The organism is Aminobacter sp. 01T433 (assembly GCF_056398585.1).
In genome coordinates, this window is record NZ_JBFTPR010000002.1 from 385,153 (window position 1) to 406,108 (window position 20,956).

17 protein-coding genes are annotated in these 20,956 nt (G+C 62.6%); 14 read left to right on the forward strand and 3 right to left on the reverse strand.

What is annotated here, in order from left to right:
* Positions 1-16 precede the first annotated feature (16 nt).
* Positions 17-931, forward strand: a complete 915-nt coding sequence (locus AC1DLV_RS04585) for an SMP-30/gluconolactonase/LRE family protein (RefSeq protein WP_476798387.1) — start codon at positions 17-19, stop codon at positions 929-931.
* A 199-nt stretch (positions 932-1,130) separates the two neighbouring features.
* Here the strand turns inward: AC1DLV_RS04585 and AC1DLV_RS04590 are convergent, their stop codons facing one another.
* Positions 1,131-2,021, reverse strand: coding sequence for a LysR family transcriptional regulator (locus tag AC1DLV_RS04590; protein ID WP_476798388.1), 891 nt, complete (start codon positions 2,019-2,021; stop codon positions 1,131-1,133).
* Positions 2,022-2,187: 166 nt separating this feature from the next.
* Between AC1DLV_RS04590 and AC1DLV_RS04595 the strand changes: the two genes are divergently transcribed.
* The 3 genes from AC1DLV_RS04595 (at position 2,188) to AC1DLV_RS04605 (ending at position 6,455) form a co-directional block, all read left to right on the forward strand.
* On the forward strand, positions 2,188-3,084 hold the full coding sequence (locus AC1DLV_RS04595; protein WP_476798389.1) for a DMT family transporter: 897 nt from the start codon (positions 2,188-2,190) through the stop codon (positions 3,082-3,084).
* A gap of 378 nt (positions 3,085-3,462) precedes the next feature.
* Positions 3,463-5,121 carry an FMN-binding glutamate synthase family protein gene (locus AC1DLV_RS04600; protein WP_476798390.1) on the forward strand — a complete coding sequence of 553 codons (1,659 nt, stop codon included), beginning with the start codon at positions 3,463-3,465 and terminating at the stop codon, positions 5,119-5,121.
* Positions 5,122-5,543: 422 nt separating this feature from the next.
* Entirely contained in the window at positions 5,544-6,455 is a 912-nt protein-coding gene (locus AC1DLV_RS04605; RefSeq protein ID WP_476798391.1) for a bifunctional GNAT family N-acetyltransferase/nucleoside diphosphate kinase regulator, read from the forward strand.
* A gap of 138 nt (positions 6,456-6,593) precedes the next feature.
* Here AC1DLV_RS04605 and AC1DLV_RS04610 read toward each other — a convergent pair whose 3' ends face one another.
* Positions 6,594-7,457 carry a MurR/RpiR family transcriptional regulator gene (locus AC1DLV_RS04610; RefSeq protein ID WP_476798392.1) on the reverse strand — a complete coding sequence of 288 codons (864 nt, stop codon included), beginning with the start codon at positions 7,455-7,457 and terminating at the stop codon, positions 6,594-6,596.
* Positions 7,458-7,593: 136 nt separating this feature from the next.
* On the opposite strand from AC1DLV_RS04610, the gene murA reads away from it, so the two are divergent.
* The 9 genes from murA to AC1DLV_RS04655 all read left to right on the forward strand — a co-directional run bounded on the left by murA (position 7,594) and on the right by AC1DLV_RS04655 (position 18,214).
* On the forward strand, positions 7,594-8,850 hold the full coding sequence (murA, locus tag AC1DLV_RS04615) for a UDP-N-acetylglucosamine 1-carboxyvinyltransferase (RefSeq protein WP_476798521.1): 1,257 nt from the start codon (positions 7,594-7,596) through the stop codon (positions 8,848-8,850).
* Positions 8,847-9,746 carry a glucosamine kinase nucleotide-binding domain-containing protein gene (locus tag AC1DLV_RS04620; protein WP_476798393.1) on the forward strand — a complete coding sequence of 300 codons (900 nt, stop codon included), beginning with the start codon at positions 8,847-8,849 and terminating at the stop codon, positions 9,744-9,746. Before murA ends, AC1DLV_RS04620 begins: the two co-directional genes overlap by 4 nt.
* 113 nt (positions 9,747-9,859) lie before the next feature.
* Positions 9,860-10,792: an N-acetylmuramic acid 6-phosphate etherase gene (murQ, locus tag AC1DLV_RS04625; protein ID WP_476798394.1), complete on the forward strand. Its 933-nt coding sequence runs from the start codon at positions 9,860-9,862 to the stop codon at positions 10,790-10,792.
* 51 nt (positions 10,793-10,843) lie between these two features.
* Positions 10,844-12,358 carry an ABC transporter substrate-binding protein gene (locus tag AC1DLV_RS04630; protein WP_476798395.1) on the forward strand — a complete coding sequence of 505 codons (1,515 nt, stop codon included), beginning with the start codon at positions 10,844-10,846 and terminating at the stop codon, positions 12,356-12,358.
* 153 nt (positions 12,359-12,511) lie between these two features.
* A complete protein-coding gene (locus tag AC1DLV_RS04635; protein WP_476798396.1) occupies positions 12,512-13,471 on the forward strand; it encodes an ABC transporter permease in 960 nt (319 codons plus the stop codon).
* Positions 13,471-14,304 carry an ABC transporter permease gene (locus AC1DLV_RS04640; protein WP_476798397.1) on the forward strand — a complete coding sequence of 278 codons (834 nt, stop codon included), beginning with the start codon at positions 13,471-13,473 and terminating at the stop codon, positions 14,302-14,304. The genes AC1DLV_RS04635 and AC1DLV_RS04640 overlap by 1 nt, the downstream gene beginning before the upstream one ends.
* Positions 14,305-14,318: 14 nt before the next feature.
* Positions 14,319-16,067, forward strand: coding sequence for an ABC transporter ATP-binding protein (locus AC1DLV_RS04645; RefSeq protein WP_476798522.1), 1,749 nt, complete (start codon positions 14,319-14,321; stop codon positions 16,065-16,067).
* A 12-nt stretch (positions 16,068-16,079) separates the two neighbouring features.
* Positions 16,080-17,093, forward strand: coding sequence for a serine hydrolase domain-containing protein (locus tag AC1DLV_RS04650; RefSeq protein WP_476798398.1), 1,014 nt, complete (start codon positions 16,080-16,082; stop codon positions 17,091-17,093).
* Between the two features lie 2 nt (positions 17,094-17,095).
* Positions 17,096-18,214, forward strand: coding sequence for an anhydro-N-acetylmuramic acid kinase (locus tag AC1DLV_RS04655; protein ID WP_476798399.1), 1,119 nt, complete (start codon positions 17,096-17,098; stop codon positions 18,212-18,214).
* Between the two features lie 71 nt (positions 18,215-18,285).
* On the opposite strand, the gene AC1DLV_RS04660 is transcribed toward AC1DLV_RS04655, so the two are convergent.
* A complete protein-coding gene (locus tag AC1DLV_RS04660) occupies positions 18,286-18,708 on the reverse strand; it encodes a GNAT family N-acetyltransferase (protein WP_476798400.1) in 423 nt (140 codons plus the stop codon).
* Between the two features lie 369 nt (positions 18,709-19,077).
* Between AC1DLV_RS04660 and AC1DLV_RS04665 the strand changes: the two genes are divergently transcribed.
* The gene (locus tag AC1DLV_RS04665) at positions 19,078-20,778 is read left to right on the forward strand and encodes a sensor domain-containing diguanylate cyclase (RefSeq protein ID WP_476798401.1); all 1,701 of its coding nucleotides are present in this window, start codon (positions 19,078-19,080) and stop codon (positions 20,776-20,778) included.
* Positions 20,779-20,956 lie beyond the last annotated feature (178 nt).

Here is a 20,956-nt window from a genome sequence, read left to right on the forward strand (position 1 = left end):
ATCCTTGGGAGCACATATGTCAGACGCTGCATTTGAAATTATCGACCTCCGTTTCGCGCCGCTGGTCAATCTCCACTCACGGGTCGAAAAACTGTTCACCGGTTGCCTATGGGCCGAGGGTCCGGCCTGGTTTGCTGCCGGTCGCTATCTCGTCTGGTCGGACATTCCCAACGACCGGATGCTGCGTTTCGACGAAACCGACGGTCGGGTCAGTACATTTCGCCAGCCATCAGGAAACTCGAATGGCAATACCGTCGATCGTCAGGGCAGGCTCGTAACGTGCGAGCATGGAGGCAGGCGTGTGACGCGAACCGAGTATGACGGGAAGATCACCGTCATCGCCGATAGCTGGCAAGGCAAGCGCCTGAATTCCCCAAATGACGTGGTCGTTCGATCGGATGGCTCGATATGGTTTTCCGATCCAACATACGGCATCGATTCCGACTACGAAGGCAACAAGGCCGAAAGCGAGATCGGCTCATCCCAGGTCTATCGGGTGGATCCGGGTTCGGGCGAGGTCGAGGCGGTCATCGCTGACATGGTGAAGCCGAATGGGCTCGCCTTCTCGATCGATGAAAGCAGGCTTTACGTGGTCGACACCGGCCGCACGCACGGCAGCCAGTATCCGGCACACATGCGTGTGTACGACGTCAGCGCTGAAGGGCGTGCGTCCGGAGGGCGCATCTTCGCTGAATGTACCGCCGGACTGTTTGATGGATTCCGGCTCGACACTGCCGGTCGCATATGGGTTGCGGCTCATGACGGCATCCATTGCTATGACCCCGACGGCACCCTGGTCGGCAAGATCAAGGTTCCCGAGCCGACCGCCAACTGTGTCTTTGGCGGAGCAAAACTCAACTGTCTTTATATTGCTGGCACGACGTCCCTCTACCGCGTTCGGCTCATGGTGAATGGACATCCGACCTACTAGTCCGTCGAGTTGTGCTTCCTTGAGCCGGAACGTTCACCTCAACAAAGTAGAAGCGGTGTTAGGGTCGTCGATCTGTGCAGTAAAAAAATCCGGAAAACGCTGGCGTCCAGGCAGAGCATATCGGCAGCTCGTCCTACCTGAACTACCAAAGGCAGTCCGACTGCTCTCGTCCCCAAGGCTGTCGTTTAAGGCAGTTGTGCTAGACTGCCAATGCCAGTTTGCCGTAGCGGTTGACCTCGCTCTCGATCTCGGAGATCAGGCTTTCGAGGGCAGGATTCCTCGTCTTCCTCGCGCGTCGCACCACGTAGACTAGCGGCGGAGGCGCAGGAAGGCGGGTGTCGACTATGTCCATGTCCGGACGCAGATGGCGGTCACTGAGGAGCGCCACGCCAAGTCCCGCGTTCACCGCGGCCACGATGCCTGCAGCACTTGAGCATTCGAACACGGTTTCCAGGTCCGCACCTCCATCCTGTCCAATGTCAATTGCCCAGCGTCGATAGAAGCAGTCGTCGTCGAAGGAGAGGAATGGGATCGGCCCTTCAGGATCCAACAACAGCTCGCGGGATTTGACCCAATGAAGGTTCTCGCGAAACAGCACCACATCGGTCGGCCGGACCTCATGGGCGAAAATCTGCACGATGGCCACGTCCAGCTCGCCGCGATCGAGCATTGACCGCAGCACCAGGCTCATTCGAACCTTCGTTCTCACCGCTACCTGGGGATACAGGCGCCGAAAGCGCCCGAGGATGCGCGACAAGTCCGAACAGGTCGTGTCCTCCGTTAAGCCTAGCAAGATTCGACCCGCCAGGTCGGACTTCGCCAAGCTGACCAGCGCCTCGTCGTGCAGGTCGAGGATTTTAACGGCGTATTCTAGCAGCGCCCCTCCTTCGGAGGTGAACATGCCGCCACCGGGCCGTCTGTCCAGCAGCTCGCAGCCCAGGCTGGTTTCCATGCGCTTGACCTTGTGGCTCACGGCGGATTGCGTAAGCCCGAGCGCCTCGGCAGCCCGGGTGACACCCCCGTGGAGCTTGATCGCCCGAAGCGCACGCAGCGCATCGATGTCCAACCGCCTGGTGTTGATCTCGTTCATCCTTGGCCCCGATCTAGTGGCGTACGACGACTGCATGATCCACGCATATCATTTTTGCACGAAATGATTACCGTGAGGCAATGTCTGTCATCACATGATCGAAATTTGTCATGTGCGCGGCCCTCAGGGAATGAGTAACTCGGGATGATATCCATGTAGGCATCCCATGACCGCTCTTTCTCTGTCTCCCACGGCCGCGACACGGTCCCGCTTCCTCTGGCCCGTAATGGCAGCGCTGCTCGTGATCGGCTGGAGTTCAGGGTTCGTCGGCATCCGCTATGCCAGCGAGCAGGCGAGCGTGGCCGTCTTGCTGTTTTGGCGCACGCTGTTGTCGGGGGGGCTCCTGCTTCCGTTCGCCCTGGCTTTCGGGCCGAGGATGCGTCTGCGCGCCGTACTGTCTCAGGTCGGGTTCGGCGTTATGGCGGTTTTCATCTACCTGGGAGGCTTTGCGCTTGCGATCGAGCAGCGCGTCCCAACCGGGCTGGTCGCGCTGATCTCCGATCTGGTGCCGCTGGCGATCGCGGTTATGGCGCAACCCCTCCTGGGCGAGCGGCTCACAAGGCGGCAGTGGCTGGGCACCGCCATCGCCGTCACGGGAGTGCTGATCGTGTCCTTCGACAGTCTGAGCTTGGGTACCGCCCCCTTTTGGGCTTATGGGTTGACCATTGGCTCGATGATGGTGTTCGCCTTGGCTTCGGTTCTCCGCAGGGGCCGGGAAACGCTGAACATGCCTGTTCACCAAAGTCTCTGCATCCACACGCTGACGGGTGCAGTCCTTTTCGGCATCTGCGCCATCGCTCAGGGAGGGATCGCGCCGCCCATGACCCGCGAGTTCGCCATCGGCATGGCCTGGCTCGTGCTGATCGCTACGTTTGCTGCCTACTCAGTGTACTACACAATGCTGCGCATGTTCCCAGTGGCGAAGGTAAGCGCGGCCATTTACCTGAGCCCGCCAGTGACAATGTTCGGGGCTTGGATGCTGTTTTCGGAGCCGCTAACCCCGGCAATGTTCCTGGGTTTGGGCGTAACTTTGGTGGGCGTCTGGCTGACTGCGCGCGGATAAGTATTGTTGCATTCCCGGGGAGCGGATCGTGCTACCTTCCGCTGCGCTCCTGTGAAGCCGGACGCCAGCTATGAGACCTTCAAAGGCGACCAGGCTGCTACGCCAATGTCCGCTTCACCACCTTGAGTGCCCAAAGCTGTCGGTCGGCATCCGGTTCCCGATCCGCCATAGAAAATCATTTCTTTCGTTTCAGCCCTTGCCAATGACTACAGCCGGCTCAGTGCCATGCGACGCGAATTGCCCCGTGGGATTCGCTGCAATGTCACAAATTCGGTGCTATAGGCCTGTCGCCAGAGCGATTTGCCTTTAGCAGCTTTCGTTCCGGACCACCCTGGCTATGAATGCCACAACGCGGACTTTCCGGACAAATCCCAAAAAATGGTCAGCACTATCCTCTCGCATCAGCGCTATACCGTATTCGTCGGCGTTGGGCTCGTTGCGCTAGCATCTCTTGCGGGTGCGGCGCTCTACAGCAAGTGGCTGCTGGTCGTTGCCACGCTTTGCGGCGGGCTCTTCCTGCTCGGCGTGCATGACCTTTTCCAGCGCCGGCACTCCATCTTGCGCAACTATCCGGTCGTCGGGCATCTGCGCTTCCTGCTCGAGGGATTCCGGCCGGAAATCAGGCAGTACATCATCGAGGGCGATCATGAAGAGGTGCCGTTCAGCCGCCAGGCCCGCGGTCTCGTCTATCAACGCGCCAAGGGAGTCGAGGACAAACGGCCCTTCGGCACGATTGAGAATGTCTATGGTTCCGGCTATGCGTGGCTGACCCATTCCGCCTCGCCCGTAGCGATCACCGACACCAACTTCCGGGTGCGCATCGGCGGTTCCGCCTGCAAGCAGCCCTATGACGCCAGTCTCTACAACATTTCGGCGATGAGCTTCGGCTCGCTCTCCGCAAACGCCATCCTCTCCCTCAATACAGGGGCGAAGAAAGGCGGCTTCGCGCATGATACGGGCGAGGGCGGCATCAGCCGTTATCACCGGCAGGGCGGCGGCGACCTGATCTACCAGGTTGCGTCGGGCTATTTCGGTTGCCGCACCGACGACGGCAGTTTCTCGCCGAAGAAATTCGCCGAGCTCGCCGCCGATCCGCAGATCAGGATGATCGAGATCAAGCTGAGCCAGGGCGCGAAGCCGGGCCACGGCGGCATGCTGCCCGCATCGAAGATCTCACCGGAGATCGCCGAAGCGCGTGGCATCCCCATGGGTGTCGACTGCGTCTCTCCGGCCGCCCATGGCACCTTCTCGACGCCGATCGGCCTGATGCAGTTCGTCGGTCAGTTGCGCGTCTTGTCGGGGGGCAAGCCGGTCGGCATCAAGCTCTGCATCGGCCATCGCCGCGAATTCATGAGCATGGTCAAGGCGATGCTCAAGACGGGGATCATCCCGGATTTCATCGTGGTGGATGGCGCAGAGGGCGGAACGGGCGCAGCTCCGGTCGAATTCGCCAACCGGGTCGGCATGCCGATGCTGGAAGGGCTGACCTTCGTACACAACACGCTGCGCGGCGCGGGAATTCGCCATGAGGTGAAGATCGGCGCAGCCGGCAAGATCGTCTCAGCCTTCGACATCGCCCGCGTCGTGGCGCTGGGGGCCGACTGGTGCAACGCGGCGCGCGGTTTCATGTTCGCCATTGGCTGCATCCAGGCTCAGGCCTGCCACACCAACAAATGTCCTGTCGGCATCGCGACTCAGGACCCGGTCCGCCAGCGGGCGCTCGATGTCGGCGACAAGAGCGATCGCGTCGCGCGATTCCATCGCAACACGATGAAGGCGCTTGGCGAAATCGCCGGGTCGGCCGGCCTGAGCAATCCTAGCGACTTCATGCCCTATCACTTCATGTTCCGGCAGAAGGACAATGAGTTCCTCGACGGCAACGAAGCCTACCCCTATCTGCCTGAGGGCTTCCTCGTCGCCGGGGAGGAAATTCCCGAACTGGCCGACTGGTACAGCCGCTGGGACCGCGCCAATGCCGAGAGCTTCGCGCCGCCGGAAATTCCGCACGGACCCTTCCAGCGCCGCAAGGCCGCTTGAAAACATTGCGACGTGTTCCGCACGAGGAAATCAACGGGCGTCATCGCCTTTCGAATATGCAGATGCGAACATCATCTGTTTGTCATGCGGTGAGAGAACAAGGATGTCATCGCTTCAATCAAACTTGTTTCGAAAGGGGATAGACCGGTTCCCGCCCCGATCCTGCCGGAACGAATCGTTTCCGCCCAGGCTGAGGGTAGGGCTGTTTGCGGGTGGTTTCCTGCCCGTCCCGTTCGGGAACCCTCTCAGGAGGCCGCCCCACTTCGACTGCGGTACGCCCTCACGCATACGGGCGCGCTTCTTCGCTGGCCTTCACCGCTGAATCTTTGCTAAATCGGTCTTCTAGTTTCAATGTTGATCCGAAAGAACCAGCACGGCAGCGACCGTGACAGGCTTTCATTCTTGCGACCAAGGTAGCGAAGATGAACAAGCCTTTTGTTTCGTTGCGTCCAGAAATCACTCGGACACACGCACTGATCCTGATGGACTGGTTAGAAGATGAACGCGTCACTCGCTACCTGAGCGATTCCCGCAGTGTGTCTCGATTCATCGCGCAGGCCGTCGACCGAGCTCAGATGCCGATCCTGACACATCTGTTCAATCAGGGCGGCCGCTTCTTTATGGCTTACGACCGAAACGATATCCCGGTCGGCTTCGTCCGCCTGGTCAAGACAGACGCTGAGTGTGAAATAGTCTTGGTCGTCGGAGACCATGACAATTGGGGGCGCGGACTTGGCGCCAGCACCATCCGAGAAGGTTTGAAGCTCGCCTTCCTCGACATGCGAGCCGAGAGCGTCATCGCCAAAATTCACCCGGACAATACGCGCTCGCTGAAGGGTTTTGAACGCTGCGGTTTTCTTCTCAAACTCGAAACACCAACGCTCAATTCCCTGTCCATGACCTCTAGTCGGTATCTCCAACTCCTGCGCGAAGGCGCCATGGCAAAATCTACCGACATCTACGTCACGGAGATCGACAAAGCACGGCTCCAGAGCCTGATTGAGTTCGAGCAAGGGGCGGCAATTGTCGAGCTTGAACACGAGATCGAGAGAGCCGTTGTCGTTGATCCTCAGCACGTCGCGCGCGATGTCGTGACAATGAATTCCAGGGTCGTGCTGCAGCTTGACGATGAACAAAAGGAAGTGGCTCTTGTCTACCCGCAAGACGCCGACGAACGCTCTGGCAAACTATCGGTCCTCTCCGACGTCGGCGCCGCGATCCTGGGCTATCAGGAAGGCGATGCCATCGACTGGAGGGTTACAGATCGTACGCGACGTATCCTGATCGAAAGGGTGATCTATCAACCGGAATCGTCCGGTGATTTTCATCTCTAGCAGTACTGTGGCAAGCCTGCTTGTCGAGTTCGTCAGCAGCCTGACAAGTAGGAGAGACGAGCGGGGGCTTCCGGTCACGCAAAGTTCTTGATTCGTCAGCCTACGTTGGCCGAATGCGCGATCGCACTAGGCCGGGTCTCAACGCAGTCTTCCATCCAGTTTCAGGGCAGCGACGGCTGCTTCGCTCTTGCGGATGTGATCGCCTGCGTCGGCCTGGCGTTGCACCAGGAGGATGAACAACAGATCCGTCAGCGCGAGTTGGGCGTCGCGGACGGTGATCGAGGACGAACGGACGTCGTCCTCGTCGCTTGCCGTGTGCAGCACGATGTCGGCGATCGCGCTCAGCGGATTGTCCCTCAGCGACGCAACGGCCACGACCGTCGCGCCGCCTTCACTGGCAAGCTCGGCGATGCGGAGCGTCTCGATGCTGGTGCCGGAATGGGAAAGCGCGACCATCACGTCTCTCGGCCCCAGAGAGGCCGCGCTCGCCAGTTGCACGTGGCTGTCGCTGTCATGCAGGACGTTGCGGCCGAGCTTCATCAGCTTGATCGCAAAGTCGCGCGCCACGAGCGACGAGGCGCTGACGCCGGCGAGATGGATCCGGTCGGCCTGGTCGAGCAATTCGAGGACCCTGGCCACGGTCTGCTCGCTGTTCACCGACATGGTCTGCTGCATCGCAGTTAGCTTGCCCGCTACGAGCTTTTGCTGCACGGCGACGTAGCCGTCGGCGCGGTCGATGCTGCCGTGCACCATGCCGGGCGGGGCCCGCCATTGTTGGGCCTTGGCTTCGCTCACTGCAAGCTTCAGTTGTTGGTAGCTCGGGTAGCCCAGCTTCTGCGCGAATTTCACCACGCTGGACTGGCTGCGCCCGGTCTGCTCGGCAAGGGCGACGGAGGACAGCTGCAGCATCTCGTCGGGGTTGTCGACGATGAACCGGCCGATCTGCCGGTCGGCCGGCGCCATGGTGTCGAGCGTCGCCAGGATTTTCGTGAGAACCGACATGGAGCGCCAGGAGCCTTTCATCCAGCGAGTATCTAGGAATAGAATATTCCATCCGAGGTTGACAGGAAAGAATATTGCGATCAACTCTCTTGTCGGCTCGGCTGGTCTCGACCGGCTGATGAACGGGTTTTCGATCATGGACAAGTTGCGCATCTTTGGTGGGCAGAGGCTGCAAGGGGCCGTCGCCATCTCCGGGGCCAAGAACGCGGCCCTGCCGCAGATCGCGGCCTCGCTGCTGAGCCCCGAACCGCTCGAACTGACCAATCTGCCTGCGGTGAGCGACGTCGAGAACATGCTCGGCGTCATTGCCCAGCATGGCGCGCAGGTTGCTCGCTATGGCCGCTCGGTCGTGGTCGATGCAAGCACTGCGTCCTCCCGCGAGACCAGCTATGACACGGTGCGCAAGATGCGCGCCACCGTGCTAGTGCTCGGGCCGCTGCTAGCCAGGTTCGGACAGGCGCAGGTGTCGCTTCCCGGCGGCTGCGCCATCGGCGCACGGCCGGTCGACATGCACATCAAGGCGCTCGGCCAATTGGGCGCCGAAATTGGCATCCAGGGCGGCTCGATCGTCGCTTCCGCGTCCCGAGGGCTGACGGGCGCGCGCATCGTGCTCGGCTCGCCCTCGGTGGGCGCGACCGAGACTGCGATGATGGCGGCCACCGCTGCAATGGGCGAGACCGAGATCGTCAATGCCGCCCGCGAGCCCGAGGTGACGGATCTTGCCGCCTGCCTCACCGCCATGGGGGCCAATATCGAGGGGGCGGGAACGCACCGGATCCTGATCCAGGGCGGCACTTCGTGGCGCAAGGCTTCTCATCACACGATTCCCGACCGGATCGAGGCCGGAACCTATGCCATCGCAGCAGCCATCACTGGCGGCCAGCTGGAGCTGACGAACGCGCGGCTCGAGCATCTAGCGTCTGTGGTGCAGGTGCTGGAAGCGGCAGGTGTCAGCGTGTGGCCCGGAGACCGTGGCCTGATCGTCTCGCGGGACGGTCCATTGACGCCGGTCGACATCACCACGGAACCTTATCCCGGCTTTCCGACAGACCTGCAGGCGCAGTTCATGGCGCTGATGTGCTGCGCGCCGGGCGCGTCGCTCCTGCGCGAGACGGTGTTCGAGAACCGCTTCATGCACGTGCCGGAGCTGATGCGGCTTGGCGCGAACATCACTCTGCAGGGGACGACGGCGCTAGTACGGGGCGGCACGCCTCTGCGCGGTGCGCAGGTGATGGCAACCGACCTGCGCGCCTCAGTGTCTCTGGTGCTTGCCGCACTCGTCGCCGAGGGCGAGAGCATCGTCAATCGCGTATACCATCTCGACCGGGGCTATGAGAGCCTCGACCGGAAGCTGCGCATGTGTGGCGCCACCATCGAGCGGCTGCCCGGATGACCAGCGCCTCCACGCTTCGCTTCTATCTCGGCGTCGATGGCGGAGGCACCGGCTGCCGCGCCCGGATCGTCGATGAGGCCGGCAACGTGCTCGGGCAGGGGCTTTCCGGTCCTGCGACGACGCGGCTCGGCATCGACGTCGCGTGGGCGTCGATCACACGCGCCTTCGGCGAGGCCGCCGAGGAAGCGGGTTTCGGCTCTGCCGAACTGGCGCGTACCTTCGCCGGCATCGGCCTTGCCGGCATAGGGCGCAAGGGTGCGCTGGAGGCGCTCAGGGCCACCGCGCATCCCTTCGCCGGAATAGACTTTACCAGCGACGGCATGGGCGCCTGCCTCGGCGCTCATTCGGGCAAGGATGGAGCGATCGTCATCGCCGGTACCGGTTCGATCGGACTGGGTTTCGTCGAAGGACGAGACCTCAGGGTCGGCGGCTACGGGTTCCCGATCTCGGACGAGGGCAGTGGTGCCGATCTGGGCTTGAAGGCGGTGCAACTCGCGCTCCGTGCCTATGACGGTCGGCACGACCGTTCCGCCCTTCTGACGGAAATCATACAGCGCTTCCACGATGATCCTATGGAGGCGGTGGCCTGGATGGATCGGGCAACAGCCACCGACTACGCGGCCCTGGCGCCGACCGTCATGCGCCATGCCGACCAGGGCGACTCCGCTGGCCGTCGCATCGTGCTGTCCGCGGCGGAGCAGATCGATACTATCGTGCGCACCCTCTTCGACAAGGGTGCGCCGCGGGTCACGCTTCTTGGTGGCCTAGCCAGCCCGCTCGAACCCTGGCTTGCGCCCGATGTTCGCCGCCGCCTCAAGCCGACCGATGGCGACGCCGTTTCCGGCGCGATCATCCTGGCCAGGCGGCTTGACCAGTCGTGCAGTCTCAAGGAATAATCCATTCCAAATCTCGTTGACACCAGGAATATTGCATTCTAGAGATCTAATGAAAGCCTCGGAGAACCGGCTCCGCGTGCTCTTCATCTTGAGAACCGGGCAGGTGGCGACAAGTGTCAGAACAAGCCTTGATTTCGGAGCTGGGGCGATTGGTTTCCGAGGAGCGGAACCCGCGCACCATGGATATCGACCTGCTGCCGACCATCGATGTCCTCAGGAAAATCAACGACGAAGACAAACTTGTCGCGCATGCAGTCGAAAAGGTGATCCCCGAAATCGCCGCTGCGGCAGACCGCACTATCGCTGCCTTCAGGCAGGGCGGACGGCTGATCTATATGGGCGCTGGCACCAGCGGCCGCATTGGCGTGCTCGACGCCTCGGAGTGCCCGCCGACATTCAGCGTGCCGTCGACCATGGTGGTCGGGCTCATTGCTGGCGGCTACAGCGCTTTGCTGAAGGCGACGGAAGGGGCCGAGGACAGCCAGACCAAGGGCGCCGAGGCGCTGGCCGACATCGAGCTAACGGCCAGGGACGTCGTCGTCGGTATCGCCGCCAGCGGCCGTACGCCCTACGTCATTGGCGGCCTGAATTATGCGAAGAAGATCGGTGCAACTACAGTCGCATTGTCATGCAACCCCCAGTCGGCCATTGCCGCCATTGCCGATATCGCCATTTCGCCGGTTGTCGGCCCCGAAGCGCTGACGGGCTCGACGCGCATGAAATCGGGCACGGCCGAAAAGCTGGTGCTCAACATGTTGACCACCGCCAGCATGATCGGCATCGGCAAGTCCTACGAAAACCTGATGGTCGACCTGAAGGCATCGAACAAGAAGCTCGTGGCGCGCGCCGCCCGCATCGTCATGCAGGCAGCCGAATGCACGCTGGAAGAGGCGCAGGCAGCGCTCGCCCAGACCGATAACGACGTGAAGCTGGCAATCCTCATCGTCATGACGGGGATGGACCTTGGCGCAGCGCGATCAGCGCTGGACGGTTCCAAAGGCTTCTTGCGGCAAGCAATCCAGGATGCGAAGCAGGCATCCATGTGATCCGGGCGGCCATTTTGGCCGTGCCAGCGAAAGAGTAACAGGGAGGATGAAATGACCAGCAAGTTCAGATGTTTCCTTGGGGCAACCACGGCCGTGATGATCGGCCTGTCGGCTGTTGCAGGGCATGCCGATGCAGCGACCCTGCGCATGGCCTGGGCGCAGGACGCCACCGGCCTCGACCCGCACAAGCAGACCGCGTTTTCGTCGCTGCGCCTGCTCGAGCTGATCTATGAGCCGCTCGTGCGCCTCGATGCCGATCTCAAGATCATCCCCGGAATCGCTACGTCCTGGGAATTCGGAGCCGACGGCAAGCAGCTAACCTTCAAGCTCGACCCCAAGGCCAGGTTCCAGAACGGCGCAGCCGTGACTTCGGCCGACGTCAAGGCATCGTTCGAGCGCATCCTCGATGAGAAGACAGGTGCTGCCAACCGCGCCAACTACCTGTCCATCGAAGCCATCGAGGCGCCCGATGCCGGCACCGTCGTCTTCAAGCTGAAGCAGCCCGACGCGCCGATCCTCACCGCCATGACCGACACCAATTCGTCGATCGTCCCGGCAAGCGAGATCGCGGCCGGCACTATCGGCACAAAGGCTGTCGGCTCAGGTCCGTTCAAGCTCGAGAAGTGGGATCCCAATTCCAAGGCGGCGCTCGTTGCCAACAAGGACTGGGCTGGCGGTGCGACCGGCGTCGACGGCATTGAAATCAGCGTATTGCCCGACGAAACCGCGATCCTCGCTGCCATGCGCACCGGCCAGGTCGACTTCGCGCTGCTCAACGATCCGCTGATCGCGACGCTGGTGCCCAAGGAGCCGAAGCTTCAGCTCAACCGTGCGCCGCTGCTCGCCTACCACGTGCTTCAGCTCAACCCGGTGCGCAAGCCGATGAACGAGCTTGCCGTGCGCCAAGCCATTTCCTGCGCCGTCGACCGCCAGGCCGTGCTCGACACGGCATCCCTCGGCGAAGGCAAGGTGACCGGGCCGATTACCGCTCCGTTCTTCGCTTCCGATCCGAATTCGCTGTTCTGCTACAAGCAGGACGTCGAGAAGGCCAAAAAGCTGATGGCCGATGCCGGCTTTGCCGACGGCTTCAGCGCCACCGTGATCGCTGCGACCGGCGAGCCGCCGACGGCTGCCGCCGAAGCCCAGGTGTTGCAGTCGCAGCTGGCCGAGATCGGCGTCAAGCTCGACATCAAGATGATGGAGCTCAACGTCTATGTCGACACCTGGCTGAAGGGCGACTTCGACATGGCGGTGGCGCTGAATGGCGGCCGTCCCGACCCTTACACCATGTACAACCGCTACTGGACCAAGAACGGCAACCTGCAGAAGGTTTCCAACTTCGCCGACGACACGCTCGACAAGCTGTTGCAGGACGGCCGCGCCGAGACCGATCCGGAAAAGCGCAAGGTGATCTTCGCCGAGTTCGACAAACAGCTTGCCGAAAAGGCGCCGTGGATCTGGCTCTATACCGGCTACGGCTACACCGCCCAGCAGAAGAACGTGCAGGGTTTCGTGCCGATGCCGACCGGCTCGCTGGTCAGCCTCGGCAAGGTCACCATCCAGTAAAAACAGGTGTTTTGGGCGGCGGGCATCTCCCTGTCGCCGCCCAAAGGCGGTCGCCGTTGAGCCGATGGCGACCGCCCTTAATTCCGCGACCGGCCTAGTCCGGTCTAGCCCGAGAGCCGCAATGGCTCCCCAACCCCAGATGGTCCCTTCGCCATGAGTTACGTGATACGTCGCCTGCGGGCCTTTCCACTGGTCCTGATCGGCGTCTCTATCATCGTCTTCATCGCCATCCGGCTAGTGCCGGGCGATTCCATCACGGCCATGCTGGGAACCGAGGCCGGACTTCTGACCCCGCAGCAGCGGGATTCGCTGGCCATCTATTTCGGCATCGACCAACCCTGGCCGGTCCAGTACTGGCGCTGGTTCACCGGCCTGTTCAGCGGCGACCTCGGCATATCGGTGACCTATGGCAAGCCGGTGCTATCGGTCATCATCGAACGCTTTCCGCTGACGCTTGAACTGGCACTTCTGGCCATGCTGATCGCGCTATCGATCGGCGTGCCGGCAGGTGTGTTCGCTGCCACCCGCAACGAGCGTCCTGCCGATCTCGGCGTCCGCATCGCCGCAATGATCGGCCAGTCAACGCCGAGCTTCGTTGTCGGCCTCGTCATCATCTACATCCTGTCGGCCGGCTTCGGCGTGCTGCCCACCATGGGTGCGTTCACCCCGTTCTGGCAGGATCCGTTGCAGAATCTTGGCCAGATGATCCTGCCTGCGATCACGCTTGGCTGCGCCTTTGCATCCTCGGTCACCCGCGTCACCCGCTCGGCCATGCTTGACGTGCTGAGCGACGACTATGTGCGCACCGCGCGCAGCAAAGGCGCCTCCGAGCGCAGCGTCATCTGGCGCCACGCGCTGCCCAATGCGCTGGTGCCCGTCGTCACACTGAGCGGCATCGAGTTCGGCTACCTGCTCGGCGGCGCGGTTATCGTCGAACAGATCTACGCTCTGCCCGGCCTGGGCCGCATGGTGCTGGAAGCCATCCTGCAGCGCGACTATGCGCTGGTGCAGGGTGCTGTGCTGTTCATTGCCCTCAACTTCATGATCGTCAATCTGCTCGTCGACCTCGCTTATGCCGCGCTCGACCCCCGTATTCGCCTGGAGGGCCGTTGATGCGCGTCGTGAAGGCCATCTTTTCGCATCCGAGCGGGCGCATCGGCGGCGCCATCGTGCTGGTCTATCTGGTCGTCGCCTTGCTCGGCGCTGCCGGCCTGACCCCGCACGATCCGCTGATGCAGTACCGCATCGACCGGCTGCAAGCGCCGACATCGTCCTACTGGATGGGCACGGATCTGTTCGGCCGCGACGTGATGAGCCGTCTGATGAAGGGCATCGGGCAGTCCTTTACCGTGGCGTTCTTCTCCGTGGCGATCGCGACGCTCGCCGGCACGGTGCTTGGGCTTACGGCCGCCTGGTATGGTAAGCGCTGGGACACGGTGATGATGCGCTTCATGGACGTGCTGCTGGCCTTCCCGGCGATCCTTTTGGCGCTTTTGATCGTCACCATCATTGGCCCGGGCACCTGGACCAGCGTCGCTGCCATCAGCATCGTCTATACGCCGATCTTCACCCGCGTCGTGCGCGGCCCGGCGCTGTCGCTGAAAGCCCGCGATTTCGTCGATGCCGCCCGCACCTTTGGCTCGAGCCGCACCTATATCCTGACCCGGCACCTGCTGCTCAACCTGGTGGCGCCGCTTACCGTGCAGGTCACGCTGGCGCTCGCCTGGGCGCTGCTGACCGAGGCCGGCTTGAGCTTCCTCGGCCTAGGCACCCAGCCGCCGGCCTCGTCGCTCGGCCTGATGCTGAGCGACGCGCGCAACCTGATGGAGCAGGCGCCGTGGCTGCTGGCTTTCCCGGCTGTCGCCATCATGCTCTCGATCCTCGGCTTCAACCTTCTCGGCGATGCGCTGCGCGACATCCTCGACCCCAAGACGAGGAGGGCGTGACGATGGCATCAGAGATGAAGCCGATCCTTTCTGTCCGCGATTTGCATGTCAGTTTCGGCCCGGCGGCCAGCGCCAAGGAAGTCGTGCATGGCGTGAGCTTCGACCTCGGCGTTGGCGAAGTGCTGGCGATCGTCGGCGAGAGCGGCTCGGGCAAGTCGGTGACCGCACTGTCGAGCAACCGCCTGATCGACTATGCCGGCGGCCGCATCACCAGCGGCAAGATCGAACTGCTGCGCGCCGACGGCAGCGTGCTTGATGTCACCAGCGCCGGAAAGCAGGAGCTGACCGGCATACGCGGTGCCGAGATCGGCGTGATCTTCCAGGAGCCGATGACGTCGCTCAATCCTGTGCTGACCATCGGTGCCCAGATCGAGGAATCGTTCCGCCTGCATCGCGGCCTGACCGGAGCGCAGGCTCGTGCCGCAGCGCGCGACGCTCTCGAACGCGTGCGTATCCCCGATGCCGAGCGCCGGCTCAAGGCGACGCCGAACGAGTTGTCGGGCGGCATGCTGCAGCGTGTGATGATCGCCATGGCGCTCGCCTGCAATCCGCGCCTGCTGATCGCCGACGAGCCGACGACGGCGCTCGACGTCACCGTCCAGGCGCAGATCATGGCGCTGCTGGCCGAGCTTCGCCGCGAAACCGACATGTCGATGATCTTTATCAGCCACGACATCGGCCTCGTCGCCGGCATCGCCGACCGCGTGATGGTGATGCAGGATGGCAGGGTCGTCGAGCAGGGTGAACTGGGCCAGATACTCGATAAGCCGCAGCACCCCTACACCCAGCATCTGCTGCATGCGGTGCCGCACTTTTCCGGCGGTGTAGCGGCGAGAACCGACGGAGCACGCGCGATAGCGCCGCTGCCCAAGCCGACGCTCGAGGTCGATGACCTTGTCGTGCGCTATCCGCTGAAGGGCGGCTGGTTCAGCAAGCCGGTGGGCGCGGTGCATGCCGTCGACGGCGTCGCCTTCGATCTGATGCCGGGCGAAACGCTGGCGATCGTCGGTGAAAGCGGTTCGGGCAAGTCGACCACCGCGCGCGCCGTGCTCGGCCTCGTCTCGCCGACGCGCGGAGCGTTTTCGGTGGAAGCCCAGGCCGCGCGACCCGGCCAGAGCCGGCTGCCGGTGCAGATGGTGTTCCAGAACCCCTATGCCTCGCTCAATCCGCGTCTCAACGTCGAGCAGATCCTCGCGGAGCCGGTGATCGCCACCGGCGCGCCCATCGATACAGCGGTTCGCCACAGGATGGCAGCACTGCTCAAGCGCGTCGGCCTGCCCGAGGACAGCCTTGCCCGCTATCCGCATCAGTTCTCCGGCGGCCAGCGCCAGCGCCTGTGCATTGCGCGCGCGCTGATGCTCAACCCGTCGGTCGTGGTGCTCGACGAGGCGGTCTCGGCCCTCGACGTCTCGGTGCAGGCGCGCGTGCTGGAACTGCTGGTCGACTTGCAGCAGGAATACGGTCTCGCCTATCTCTTCATCTCCCACGACATGGCGGTCGTCGAGCGCATCGCGCATCGTGTCGCGGTGATGTATGCCGGCCAGATTGTCGAGATCGGCGATGCGAAAGCAGTGCTCTCGGACCCGCAGCATCCCTATACCAAGAAGCTGATCGCCGCCGTGCCGACAATCGACCGCCGCAAGCAGCATTTCGAGCTCGATACCCGCCAGGTGCCCTCGCTGGTGCGCCCGGTCGGCTATGAGCCGCCGCCCGCGAACTGGCTCCATTTCGGCAAGGACCATAAGGTACGGGCCGAAGCCTGAGAGAGTAAGAAGATGGCCACCGACGATCTCGCCCGGCTTCACCAACGTGCCTTCGCAGCGCTAACGCAGGCCGTGGAAGCCGGTCGCGTCCCAGGTGGCGTGCTTGCTATCGTCGACAAGGGCGGCAACAGGATCAGCCGGGCCATCGGGCATGCGCAGCGCGTGCCGTCAGAGCGCCCTATGTGCGAAGACACCTGGTTCGACCTGGCATCGCTGACCAAGGTCGTCTTCACCACGCCGCGCATCCTGGCGCTGGCCGAAGCGGGGACCATCGACCTCGATGCGCCGCTGACGACTGTTTTGCCGGATCTGCGGCAGTATGACTCCAACGCCTGGGAACGGCAGGTCACCTTCCGCCAGTGTCTCGGCCACCAGACACCGTTTCCGGCGGTCGAGCCGATCTATACCTATGGCCGTGACCCGGACCTGCTGCGGACGTTCATCCTGCAGCGCGAATGGCGAAAGCTGGAAGCGCCAGTCTATTCCGACATTAACTTCATCCTGCTCGGCTTTGCCATGGAACGCCTGTCGGGCAAGTGGATCCGCGACTTGGATGCCGGCAAGGGCTTTGCCTTTTTGGCCGATCCTGACCAGTCAGCGGCGACCGAGGAGTGCACCTGGCGGCACAGGGTGTTGTCGGGCGAGGTCCATGACGACAATTGCTCGGCCCTTCAGGGTGCCGGTCATGCCGGACTGTTCGGCACGGCAGCCTCCGTGCTTGATTTCGCGCAAGGCCTGCTCGATGGCAGTGGCGCATCGGCCGACGCAATCGCTCTGATGCGCTCGCCGCTTTCGGCCAAGCGCACGCATGGCTGGGAGCATCCTTATGCCGGCTGGTCCGGTGGCGACCGCTGCAGCGCAGGCACCATTGGCCATACCGGATTTACCGGCACGGGCCTTTGGATCGATTTCGACGCCGGCCGCGCCTGGGCGCTGCTCACCAATCGCATCCACCCGACGCGTCATTTCGACAGCGGCATAATAGATCTGCGCCGCCGGGTCGGCAACATCATCAACGGAGCTTGAACATGCAACCCATCTGGTCGGTCGGGCTGATGACCGGAACCGTGCTCGACGGCAACATCGACGTCGCGCTGCTCAAGACCGACGGCGAGCGCATCGAGGCCTTCGGTCCTTACGCGCTCGTGCCTTACGAGGCTTCGGTCCGGCCGATGCTGGTGCAGGCGCAGGCCGAAGCCAGGGTCTGGAACTTCGAGGGGCCGGAGCCGGCAATCTTCGCCAAGGCCGAGCAGGCCCTGACTCGCGCCCAGTCTGCCGCCGTGCGCCAGGTCGTTGAGGGTGCCGGCATGGCGATGAGCGACATCGGCGTCGTCGGCTTTCATGGCCAGACCGTGCTGCATCGTGGCCCGCAAAAGGGCGGCCTGCCAGGCGAGACCCGCCAGCTCGGCGATGGCGCGCTGATGCATTCTCTCCTAGGCACCAAGGTCGTCTATGATTTCCGTACCGCCGACATCCGCGCTGGCGGCCAGGGCGCGCCGCTGGCGGCCGCCTATCACGCTGCCTTGCTGGGTACCGCCGGTGCCAGCGGTGATAGCGCCATCCTCAATCTCGGTGGCGTCGGCAACGTCACCTGGTGGGACGGCAAGTCCGACCTCGTCGCCTTCGACACCGGCCCGGCCAACGCGCCGATCAACGACTTCGTCAAGTCGAGGGGGCTGGGCGAGATGGACCGGGGCGGGGCGCTTGCCGCCGCCGGCACCGTCGACGAGGACAGGCTCGCGCGCCTGCTCGAGCATCCCTATCTCGCCGCAGCCTATCCCAAGTCGCTCGATCGCTTCGACTTCACCGCCGCGATGGCCGACGGGCTGAGCAACGAGGATGGCGCCGCCACCCTGACCGCCTTCAGCGCATCCTGTGTCGGCAAGGCGCTCGACCTTCTGCCGCGGCGGCCGAAGAAGCTGTTTGTCTCAGGCGGCGGCCGCCACAACCCGACCTTCATGGCGATGCTGCACGCGCGTGCGGGCGTCGATGCCGTCTCTGCCGACACCATCGGCTGGCGCGGCGATGCGGTGGAGGCCGAGTGCTTCGCGTTCCTCGCCGTGCGTGTCCTGCGCGGCATGCCGATCAGCTTCCCGAGCACGACCGGTGTGCCGCAGCCGATGATAGGAGGCCGCACCGCCGGGTGATCATCCGCCCATGACACGGAGGCTATGGGGCATGGCGACCGTGACGGCCGCCAATCTTTTACCGCATCCCGTCAGGCTTGTTCTAGTGACTTAGCCAGGAAGGTGCGAGCTCGGCCTTTGGGGAAATCCGGCAATGTCCCGAACGGCTTGTAGCCCTGGCGCTGATAGACCTTCAGAGCCGTCGGGCTGAAGGTGTCGATGTAAGCGCCATGGCAGCCGCGGATAGCGGCCTCGTCTTCGGCTGCCTGCAGCATGCGTGAAGCCGCGTTCTGCCCCCGCAGGCTTTCGTCCACCCAGAGCCACTGGACATAGAGCCAACCCCAGGCCGTGTAGCCGGAAATGCCGGCGATCACGGAACCATCCTTGCCGCGGACGAACACTGCCAACGAGCGCTTGTCCGCAGGACCGACATCGGCTGCATTGAAGGCGGTCAAGTGGTCGCCCACCGTCTTGAGGTCCTCGATGGAGGGGCTGTCGGTGACTTCGGTGTCCATATGTAGCCTGTATTCGCAGCCAGTCGGCTTATGAGACGCTAGAATCGTGGCGCGATTAAACACCCAGACTAGGCGGATGCAACGGCTGCTTTCAATTCCATTTGCTGGAAGCAGTCCTACCAGTTTCGGCCCCGGAAGCGACGGAATCGATCTCCCCGTTCGTTGCCATCCGGCTGAGCGCGTTACGGCCCGACTTGTTGGAAGCGGCTGCCAGGCGGTGTGGACGGACCACAGCATGTATTGCGTTTGGGATTCTAAGTTGAGCTTCGTCTTCGTGGCGTACCGACTGATTTGGAGGCCGGTAACCGCATCTCAATATCGAGCGTGTAAAGTCGATCCATGTTCTGGAATGACCTCCGAAAAGCGTCTGTGACGACGGTGCTGAGCTTCTTAGTGCTTGCCTCTTTGGGCGTTGCACCCCTTGGCGCGGCTGAATCTATGGACATTCGCAGCTCCTGCTGGACGTCCAGCAGTTTGTCGGACGACTTGGTCTCTGTTGTCCACTCGTCCGGGCGCTGGACCTGCGGAGATCGGATCTATTCGCTCGAAGGCGAGCGGACGCTGCTGCGCTTTGAAATCGGTCCAAAAGATGCCATTCCTCAATATCTCTTTTCAAGACGTAGTGCGCTCGCGGCTGTGCATCTGCTGGCGGTCGACCGAGACGGCGCAATTCGCCAGACCTCTTTCTTGGCGGGTGAGCTTCCTAGCGCTCTGCATGGCGGGTATTTCAAGGCCGCTTTGCCGGGTGTGACCCGCGACACGCTGCAAGTCGTTGTTGCATTCGATTTGCCGAGCCATCAAATGACGTTGGAGAGAGCCTATTTGTCGCCGTCTGACATCGCTCTCGGCCCAGACTTTGTGCGGTCTCTAATTCTCCTGGCTACCCTTGCCGGAATGCTCTCCATGCCGCTCATCTTCAATGCGGCCTTCTACCGGATCCTGCGCGAGCCATTCGTGCTTTGGCATTCCATGCTAACAATCTCTTTGCTGCTGACGATCCTGGTCTCTTCGGGCCTTGCAGTCGTTCTCTTCGATCCGCCAGCAATGACGTTGAGCTGGATGACGACAGTGATCTTCGGCCTTACGGTCGCTTCTGGAGCGATGTTTACGCACAGCTTCATAGAGCCCGGCCGCATGCATCCGCTCCTGCGGCGGGCGTTGCTCGGGTGCGCCGTATGGGCGATGTTTTTGAGCGTTTCTCACGCGCTTTTCCCGTTCGTGGGGCGTTCGATCCAGTCGACGGTGTACACTGCGGCTTTTGCTCCGGTGGTCGTCATTTTCATATTATCAGTTGCCGACGCACTGCGGCGCGGAAGTCGGGCCGCCAAGTTCCAGGCGATCGGCTATATCCCTATAATTCTGGCCGGATTGGTGCGCTTGGTCACGGGCGTAGTTCCCTGGTTGCAGAGCAATGATGCCATGCTCTTGTTCTATGTGGGTTGCGTATCCGAAGTCTTGTTCACCACACTCGGCGTGGCAGATCGCTTCATGACGCTCAAGCGCCAGCGAGACAACGCTCGCTTCGAAGCTGACATGCTTGAGCGCCTGTCCGAACGCGACGCGCTGACGGGGTTGCTCAACCGGCGGGCAATCGAGCAGAATTTCAGGAAGTTGCGCTCTGAGGGCTATCGCACACTTGCCGTGCTCGACCTGGACCACTTCAAGGCAATCAATGATGTTCACGGCCATGTGGTCGGCGACGCCGTGCTGAAAGCCGTGGCCGAAGCACTCAAGGCGGACCCGAAGGTTCGTGCGTTCCGCCTCGGCGGAGAGGAGTTCGTACTGCTGGTGCGCGGACAAGATGCCTTGGCCCAGGCGGAACGTCGGCGCCAAGCGATCCCCACCATCGTCGCCAATGCCGTTCCAGGCCTTGGACGACCCGTAACTGCGAGCATGGGCATCACGGATGCGTCACCAAATGCTGATGCGCAGTTCGCAGAGCTCTACGAACAAGCCGACAAGCTACTTTACGACGCCAAATTTTCTGGCCGCAATCGAACCAAAGTTGCGTTGGCTCAAGGCCCGAAGAATGATGCCGATCCAGTCTTTGATACTGCGGCTAGAGCCTGAACGATCCGCTGCTGCGCTGCCGGCGGGAGCGCTGTTGGACGGTATGGCAGCTTGCTGCCAATCTCCAACAAATACCGGGCCGACCCTTTCGGGCCCCGCCCGGACAATCAGCAATGTGCGCATGGCCGTCCCTTCAATGGCAGACGTTTCTGCGCCGACGCCAGGTGACTTTGTGGCC

What these genes read in the sequence shown, in the direction of transcription:
- AC1DLV_RS04630 (WP_476798395.1), top strand. Translation starts at nt 10,844, where the DNA reads ATGACCAGCAAGTTCAGATGTTTCCTTGGGGCAACCACGGCCGTGATG.
- AC1DLV_RS04645 (WP_476798522.1), top strand. Translation starts at nt 14,319, where the DNA reads ATGAAGCCGATCCTTTCTGTCCGCGATTTGCATGTCAGTTTCGGCCCG.
- AC1DLV_RS04620 (WP_476798393.1), top strand. Translation starts at nt 8,847, where the DNA reads ATGACCAGCGCCTCCACGCTTCGCTTCTATCTCGGCGTCGATGGCGGA.
- AC1DLV_RS04640 (WP_476798397.1), top strand. Translation starts at nt 13,471, where the DNA reads ATGCGCGTCGTGAAGGCCATCTTTTCGCATCCGAGCGGGCGCATCGGC.
- AC1DLV_RS04590 (WP_476798388.1), bottom strand. Translation starts at nt 2,021, where the DNA reads ATGAACGAGATCAACACCAGGCGGTTGGACATCGATGCGCTGCGTGCG.
- AC1DLV_RS04600 (WP_476798390.1), top strand. Translation starts at nt 3,463, where the DNA reads ATGGTCAGCACTATCCTCTCGCATCAGCGCTATACCGTATTCGTCGGC.
- AC1DLV_RS04655 (WP_476798399.1), top strand. Translation starts at nt 17,096, where the DNA reads ATGCAACCCATCTGGTCGGTCGGGCTGATGACCGGAACCGTGCTCGAC.
- AC1DLV_RS04605 (WP_476798391.1), top strand. Translation starts at nt 5,544, where the DNA reads ATGAACAAGCCTTTTGTTTCGTTGCGTCCAGAAATCACTCGGACACAC.
- AC1DLV_RS04610 (WP_476798392.1), bottom strand. Translation starts at nt 7,457, where the DNA reads ATGTCGGTTCTCACGAAAATCCTGGCGACGCTCGACACCATGGCGCCG.
- AC1DLV_RS04585 (WP_476798387.1), top strand. Translation starts at nt 17, where the DNA reads ATGTCAGACGCTGCATTTGAAATTATCGACCTCCGTTTCGCGCCGCTG.
- AC1DLV_RS04635 (WP_476798396.1), top strand. Translation starts at nt 12,512, where the DNA reads ATGAGTTACGTGATACGTCGCCTGCGGGCCTTTCCACTGGTCCTGATC.
- AC1DLV_RS04595 (WP_476798389.1), top strand. Translation starts at nt 2,188, where the DNA reads ATGACCGCTCTTTCTCTGTCTCCCACGGCCGCGACACGGTCCCGCTTC.
- murA (WP_476798521.1), top strand. Translation starts at nt 7,594, where the DNA reads ATGGACAAGTTGCGCATCTTTGGTGGGCAGAGGCTGCAAGGGGCCGTC.
- AC1DLV_RS04650 (WP_476798398.1), top strand. Translation starts at nt 16,080, where the DNA reads ATGGCCACCGACGATCTCGCCCGGCTTCACCAACGTGCCTTCGCAGCG.
- AC1DLV_RS04660 (WP_476798400.1), bottom strand. Translation starts at nt 18,708, where the DNA reads ATGGACACCGAAGTCACCGACAGCCCCTCCATCGAGGACCTCAAGACG.